Below are 8,793 nucleotides of genomic sequence, written 5' to 3' on the forward strand. Positions count from 1 at the left end.
GTATCGTAAAAGAGTTGCAGGAAGATGATGCGCAGATACTGATCGGTAAGCCCATTACGGCTACAGAGATATTCATCCTTAGCGAGGCTGGACAGCTTTGTCCCATTGGTGTGACAGGAGAGATATGCATCACAGGCGCGGGACTGGCTAAGCAATATCTCAATAACCCCGAGCTTACTGCACAGAAGTTTATTCCTAATCCTTACAGGCCTGGCTGCCTTATGTACAGGACCGGTGATCTGGGAAGATGGCTGCCACAAGGTGAGATACAATACATAGGCAGAAGGGATGAACAATTGAAGATCAGGGGCTATCGTATTGAACCCGGAGAGATCGAAAATGCCCTGCTGTCACATCCGGATATCACCAACGCGGTGGTAAACGCTGTTACCAGCAAAGATGGGGAAAAAGCACTGGTTGCTTACCTGGTTGGCAGCGAACACCTGTCAACGGCCGATATACGGAACCATATTGCCCGGCAGCTTCCGGCGCACATGCTGCCTGTGCATTACGTGCAGCTGGAAACATTCCCTTTAACTACAAACGGCAAAGTTGACAAGAAAAAGTTACCTGCACCCAGCAACGCCGGTTTGGATCAAAGCACGACATATGTTTCCCCCACCAATGTCACAGAACAGCAGCTGGCAAATATCTGGCAGGACATACTGGGCAAAGAAAAAGTGGGTATTTATGACAATTTCTTTGACCTGGGTGGCCATAGCTTAACTGCAATACGGCTGGCCAGCCAGTTACAACGGGCATTCCATGTTAAAGTGGATCTCAGGGATATATTTTCCAAAAAGCGTTTAGCAGATCAGGCGAAGCTTATACAAGTAGCCGCCAAAGCAGACTTCGTTGCTATAGCGCCAGCACCTTCGATGGCGGATTATCCCCTCTCCTCCGCCCAGCGCAGGTTATGGGTACTCAGCCAATTTGAACAGGGCAGCGTGGCTTACAACATACCGGGCGTATATAACTTTGAAGGAGCACTCGATAACGCAGCACTTTCCTTTGCATTCAGGCATCTTATACAGCGGCATGAAAGCCTGCGCACCGTTTTTCGACAAAATGATCAGGGAGAACCGCGACAGATCATCTTACCAGCTGATACAGCCGCTGCCACATTCCAAATCAACTATAAAGATTTTCAGGAAAAGAGAGACCAACAGGCGTTGTTACATCGACATATACAAAATGATCTCTGGGAACCTTTTGATCTTGGTAAAGGGCCCTTGATCCGTGCAACGCTTTTCCAGGTAGCTACCAACCGCTGGATATTTACTTACGTAATGCATCATATCTGCAGCGATGGGTGGTCTATGGAAATATTGATACGTGAACTCCTGCTTTTATATAATGCTTACTTGAAAGGTGAACAGCCAATCCTTGCAGCGTTGACGATACAATATAAAGATTTTGCCTGCTGGCAAAGGGATCAATTACAGGGAGAACAGCTACAGCTCCACAGGAACTACTGGATCAAACAACTGGAAGGTCCATTGCCTGTACTTGAGCTGCCATTGGATAAAAGCAGGCCCGCAGTAAAAACATATAATGGCAGCAGTATTTACAGAGGCTTGCCCGCCCGTTTAACAGCAGAACTTAAAAAGATCTGCCGCGAGCAGGATGCAACCCTGTTCATGGGACTCCTGGCGGCTGTAAGCACCCTGATTCACCATTACAGCGGCCAACAGGATATTATCATTGGCAGTCCGGTTGCAGGCAGGCAACATGCGGACCTCGATAACCAGATCGGTTTCTACCTCAATACACTCGCATTAAGGATGCGTTTAAACCAACAGTCATCATTCACGGAGCTGCTGCAGCAAGCCAGACAGCTTACCCTGGACGCCTATCAGCACCAGGTGTATCCCTTCGATCAGCTGATCGATGACCTCCAGCTGCAAAGGGACATGAGCCGCAGTCCTCTTTTTGATGTGCTCATTGACTATCATGACAGCAAAAACAGAGCACAACACACAACGCAAATAATGGAGGACACAAAGCTCAAGATCAGTTCCTTTGGCAACAACGCCCAACCCGCAAGCAAGTTTGACCTGACATTTATGTTCATTGAGGCGCAGGACGGACTGAACCTGCTGTTGGAGTATAACACAGATTTGTTTGAGCACGAGACCGCCGAACGGATGTTTAGTCACCTCGAAGAGATCATGGCGGCGGTTGTTGCTAATCAGCAACAAGCTATCAGCCGGCTTGAATACATTAGCAGTAAAGAACGGGAGTTATTGCTCAATGTGTTTAATACTGTACCGGAACATTATTCCGGGTATCAACCGGTGGTCAGACTTTTCCGCGAACAGGCGCAGCGACTTACGGAAAAACCTTCGCTATTATGGGAGGATCATGCACTTTCTTACAGGGAACTGAATAAAGTAACCGATCGTCTGGCAGCTCATCTGTTACATGCGTACAACATTCAAACTGGTGACCGGATAGCAGTGATGATGGACCGTTCGGATAAGCTGATCATCGCTATACTGGCTATCCTGAAAGCAGGAGCTGCATTTGTACCCATTGATCCGGCTTACCCGCCTGCACGCAAACAATTTATTGTTGAAGATGCTGCTGTACAGCTGATCATCACTCAGACTGATTACATATTTGATATTGATTATTACCAGGGGCCGCTCTTTGCTATTGATGCACAACTGGAAGGATTAGCAGCGGTTGATGATGTTAGTCTGCCTAGTGAATTTCCGGCTGATGCGCTGGCCTATGTGATCTATACTTCCGGATCTACCGGCCAGCCTAAAGGATGTGCTATAACTAACGGCAACCTCTCCCACTATACCAGGTGGGCAAATAGTTACTACTTCGGACAGGGCACACCACCAACATTTGGCTGGTTCACCTCTATTGCATTTGACCTGTCTATCACCTCCATTTTCTGTCCGCTTACATCGGGTGGTGAACTGTTCATCTATGAACAACACAGGGATATACAAAGCATATTGCAGCACTGCTGTAGTCCAGAGAGTGGTATTAATGCACTGAAGATCACACCTTCCCATGTAAATCTCATTGCCCAGCTGGAACTGGACAGCACGGGTATTAAAACAGCCATCCTGGGTGGCGAACAAGTGACGAAGGAACAGGTGCGCATATTGAAGTCGCTGAATCCAGATATGGCAGTATATAACGAATACGGGCCTACTGAAGCTACAGTAGGATGTATCGTAAAAGAGTTGCAGGAAGATGATGCGCATATACTGATCGGTAAGCCAATAACGGCGACAGAGATATTTATCCTTGGCGAGGCTGGGCAGCTTTGTCCCATTGGTGTGGCAGGAGAGATCTGCATCGCGGGCGCAGGGCTGGCAAAACAATATCTCAATAACCCCGAGCTTACTGCGCAAAAGTTCATTCCTAATCCTTACAGTCCTGGCAGCCTTATGTACCGGACGGGTGATCTGGGAAGATGGCTGCCACAAGGCGAAATACAATACATTGGCAGGAAGGATGAACAATTGAAGATCAGGGGATATCGCATTGAACCCGGGGAGATTGAGAGCTGTCTGCAGGGGTATTCGGGCATTACCAATGTCCTAGTAGATGCTGCAACTAATAGCAGCGGAGAGAAAGGACTAATCGCTTATATAGTTGGAGAAGGTCCTCTGCAGACGGCCGACCTACGCGATTACCTGGCCGGGCTATTACCCGCTTATATGCTGCCCTCCCACTTTGTGCAGCTGGAGGCACTTCCTTTAACTATCAATGGAAAAGTAGACAGAAAAATGCTGCCAGGGCTCAGAGCGGCGGGCCAGGAAGAGTACCTTTCCTACGTTGCACCGGACAGTGATACAGAACAGCTGCTGGCGAACATCTGGCAGGAAATACTGGGCAGGGAAAGAGTGGGTACCAGGGACAGTTTCTTTGATCTTGGCGGTGACTCCATCAAAATACTAAGGATGCTGGCAGTCGTCAGAAAACAACTGCACCTCGACATCCCGGTTGCAGATGTATACAAGCATCCCACCATTGCGGCGCTGCTGGCAAATACGCTTACCCACCATGACGACAGGCTTCAATTGCAGATGGAAAGACAGCAAAAAGAAGCTGCGGTAAGAGCGGAAATCGAATCACTAAAAGAAAGCATCCTTCCCAGGCTTACTGACAGAGAAAACATAGCCGACATATACCCCATGAGCGATATCGAGAAAGGGATGGTATTCAGCTCTATGGTGAACCAGGACAGCGGTATGTATCATGACCAAATGGTACACCGGCGGCTATTCCCGGACTTCGATATCAATAGGTTCCAGCTGGCGCTGCAACTGCTCTCCGCCAAACACCCTATTCTCAGAACTGCCTTTAACGTCAGTGATTTTGAAAGAGAAGTGCAGATCGTCTATAAAGAGGTAGTAACAGACCTGGTTTACCAGGATATCTCCTTCCGGGATAGGGTACAACAGCAAGAACACGTTCGCCTGTTCCTGGCGGAAGAGATGAGACGGCCCTTCGACCTTTCTCTGGCGCCCCTATGGCGTATGGCTGCATTTAACCTTGGCAATGGAGAGATCGTATTTGTATTCCAATGCCATCATGCCATCATCGATGGATGGAGTGATGCACTCTTCATGACAGAGCTCAACAACCTTTATCTCAAACTGGCAACAGATAGTACTTATATTCCAGATCCAATCAAAGTATCATATAAGGACTTTATCATTCAGCATGAGCTGGATAAACAGGATCAAGGCACTCGTGATTTTTGGCAACAGGAATTAAAAAATGCTGAGCGGCTGGAGATATTCACCCAGGAACAGGACCTGCAGCTGTTGCACCACAGACTGGATACCAATTTATTAGCGAAGCTGGAAAATACAGCAATCAACCAGGGAACCACTGTAAAGGTTATATCGCTGAGCGCCTACCTCTACCTGCTTAAAATCCTCAACTACGATCCGGATATACTCACCGGTCTGGTGACCAATATGCGGCCAAACAGCGAGGATAGCGATAAGCTACTCGGCTGCTTCCTGAACACCATTCCTTTCAATATTCACATAAATGAGCGGCAAACAGGGGCAGAACTGATCGCTGCCGTTCATCAGCAACTGATCACGCTCAAGGACAGGGAAAGGCTCAGCATGTTCGAGATAGCAAGGATACACAACAAACAACAGGAAGCAGGGAATCCCTTCTTTGACGTACTATTCGACTTTGTTGACTTCCACGTATTTGATTCCGTAAAAGAAGAAGCTATTGTAGCACAGCAGCGCCAGTCGCTTTCCAGTCTTGAAGTTACAGGAGGAATAGACCTTACCAATACTTTCCTTGACTTCATGATCAACCGGACCGGTGGCAATTATGTGCTTACTGTAAGGCTGACCCGTAAGCTGAAGGCTGGACTTAACGTGGAGCAACTCGTAACATTATTCTGCAATATACTCGAGCATATTGTTACTACACCTGATCTTCCCGTCTACCAGGCAGATTACATCACTGCTGCAGAAAAACGACTACTGCTCAATGCGTTTAATACAGTTCCGGAACATTACACTGGCTATCAGCCCGCGGTATCGCTCTTCAGGGAACAGGCAATACGTAACCCTGAACTAAGTGCGCTTCTCTGGGAAGGTGGATCCATTACATATAAAGCGCTCGATGATATTTCTGATCATCTGGCGGCTTATCTGTTACGCAAGTACAACATCCAGACAGGTGACCGGATAGCAGTGATGATGGATCGTTCAGATAAGCTGATCATTGCCATACTGGCTATCCTGAAAGCAGGAGCTGCATTTGTACCCATTGATCCGGCTTACCCGCCTGCACGCAAACAATTTATTGTTGAAGATGCTGCTGTACAGCTGATCATCACTCAGACTGATTACATATTTGATATTGATTATTACCAGGGGCCGCTCTTTGCTATTGATGCACAACTGGAAGGATTAGCAGCGGTTGATGATGTTAGTCTGCCTAGTGAATTTCCGGCTGATGCGCTGGCCTATGTGATCTATACTTCCGGATCTACCGGCCAGCCTAAAGGATGTGCTATAACTAACGGCAACCTCTCCCACTATACCAGGTGGGCAAATAGTTACTACTTCGGACAGGGCACACCACCAACATTTGGCTGGTTCACCTCTATTGCATTTGACCTGTCTATCACCTCCATTTTCTGTCCGCTTACATCGGGTGGTGAACTGTTCATCTATGAACAACACAGGGATATACAAAGCATATTGCAGCACTGCTGTAGTCCAGAGAGTGGTATTAATGCACTGAAGATCACACCTTCCCATGTAAATCTCATTGCCCAGCTGGAACTGGACAGCACGGGTATTAAAACAGCCATCCTGGGTGGCGAACAAGTGACGAAGGAACAGGTGCGCATATTGAAGTCGCTGAATCCAGATATGGCAGTATATAACGAATACGGGCCTACTGAAGCTACAGTAGGATGCATCGTAAAAGAGTTGCAGGAAGATGATGCACAGATACTGATCGGTAAGCCCATTACGGCTACAGAGATATTTATCCTTGGCGAGGCTGGACAGCTTTGTCCTATCGGTGTGGCAGGAGAGATCTGCATCGCGGGCGCAGGGCTGGCAAAACAATATCTCAATAACCCCGAGCTTACTGCGCAAAAGTTCATTCCTAATCCTTACAGGCCTGGCAGCCTTATGTACCGGACGGGTGATCTGGGAAGATGGCTGCCACAAGGTGAGATACAATACATAGGCAGGAAGGATGAACAATTGAAGATCAGGGGCTATCGTATTGAACCCGGAGAGATTGAAAATGCGCTGTTGACATTGTCAGATATAACTGCAGCTGTAGTAACCTGCATAAGCAATACTGTGGATGAGAAAGAGTTGGTGGCTTACCTGACGGCAAAACGCCAGTTGGATACAGCAGAGATTCGTAACCATCTTATTAAGCTGCTACCTGCTCATATGTTGCCAGTGTATTATGTGCAACTGGAAAATATGCCTTTAACGACCAATGGCAAAGCAGATAAAAAAATGTTGCCAATCCCCGCAGGCATTGACAGCACCACCGGTTCCTATGTTCCTCCTTCAAACGATATAGAGCAACAACTTGTGAACATCTGGCAGGAAATACTTGGCAAAGATACCATTGGCATAAAGGACAATTTCTTTATGCTGGGCGGCCATAGTTTAACCGCGATCCGGCTAATTGCCAGAATAAAAAAAGAGTTCTCTACCGAACTAAACATAAAGGATGTTTTCGCGGAACCGACCATTGAAACTTTGGCAGATATTATAAGCAATGACATATGGTTGCAAAGTTCACTGGACGAAGACGGTGATGTTTATAATGAAATCAAGTTGTAAACAAGCAAATAATCTCACATGACGGTAAAAGATCTTAATGCAGTTTCCATGAGAGCCCTTTTGTCTAAATTAAGGAAAAACAACATACAGGTCAGATTAGCAGATGGCGAATTATCCATTAAATATCATAAAGAAAAAATAGAACAGGATCTGTTGGATGAGATCCTCTTTCATAAAACAGCGCTGATTGATTACCTGTCAACGTTCAGCAGGAATGGGCACACAGCGCTGACTAAAGCGGAAGAGCGGGCAGACTATCCGCTCTCATCCTCCCAGCGGAGGCTTTGGGTGCTCAGCCAGTTCGAACAGGGCAGCGTAGCCTATAACATGCCGGGCGTATACAACTTTGAGGGTCAACTGGATATTACAGCACTCTCCTTTGCATTCAACATGCTGATACAACGGCACGAGAGCCTGCGCACCATATTCCGCCAAACTGACCAGGGTGAGCCGCGGCAGCTTATATTGCCAGCAGATGTGGCCACGTCTGCTTTCCGGATCGTATATACAGACCTGCAAAAGGAGCCGAAGGAAGTACTCCGCCGTCACATCGAACAGGACCTCAAGCAACCCTTTGACCTTGTCAAAGGTCCTTTGATCAGGGCTTCACTATACCAGGTAGCTGCCAACCGCTGGGTATTTACCTATGTGATGCATCATATCTGCGGTGACGGATGGTCTATGGAGATATTGATCCGAGAGCTCCTAAGCTTCTATATGCAACATCTGAAAGGGGAACAACCTTCACCCGCCCCACTAAGCATACAATATAAGGACTATGCCTGCTGGCTGGAACAGCAGCTAATCGGAGATGCATTAGCATTACACAAAAAATACTGGATGCAACAACTCCAGGGAGCAATACCAGTATTAAAACTGCCCGTAGATAAAAGCAGGCCCGCTGTAAAAACATATAACGGCAGCAGTATCAATAAACGTATTAGCGCGGAGCTAACAGCTGCGCTGCGGACAGTTTGCAACCGGCAGGACGCCACCTTGTTTATGGGTCTGCTGGCTAGTGTAGCCACCTTATTGTATCACTACAGCGAACAGCAAGACATTATCATCGGAAGCCCTGTCGCCGGCAGGGAGCATATGGAGCTCAATGACCAAGTCGGTTGTTACCTCAATACACTTGCCCTGAGACTGCGTTTAGATAAGCAGTTCTCATTCACTGATCTATTGCAACATACCCGCCAGATAACGTTGGATGCCTATCAGCACCAGGTATATCCTTTCGACAAGCTGATAGAGGATCTGCAACTGCAAAGGGATATGAGTCGCAGTCCGCTATTCGATGTGCTCATCGACTATCATGACCTCAAAACCAGAACACAGCAGGAAGGGCAGGCGTTCGATGGCATCAACCTCAGGATCAGTCCTCTCGGCAACAGCGCTCAGCCAGTGAGTAAGTTTGACCTGACGTTTATGTTCATCGATTCGCAGGATGGCCTCAATTTGCTGC

General features: G+C 47.5%; 2 protein-coding genes. Both read left to right on the plus strand.

All coding sequences use genetic code 11. The features are described from left to right. Positions 1-14 precede the first annotated feature (14 nt). Positions 15-7,328: a non-ribosomal peptide synthetase gene (locus tag Q0577_RS14135; protein WP_298737349.1), complete on the plus strand. Its 7,314-nt coding sequence runs from the start codon at positions 15-17 to the stop codon at positions 7,326-7,328. A gap of 18 nt (positions 7,329-7,346) precedes the next feature. Next, positions 7,347-8,793 (plus strand): condensation domain-containing protein (locus Q0577_RS14140; protein WP_298737352.1); only part of this gene is annotated, 1,447 nt, incomplete at its 3' end.

The sequence above is a fragment of the uncultured Chitinophaga sp. genome (genome assembly GCF_937898475.1).
In the GTDB taxonomy this organism is placed as follows: Bacteria; Bacteroidota; Bacteroidia; order Chitinophagales; family Chitinophagaceae; genus Chitinophaga.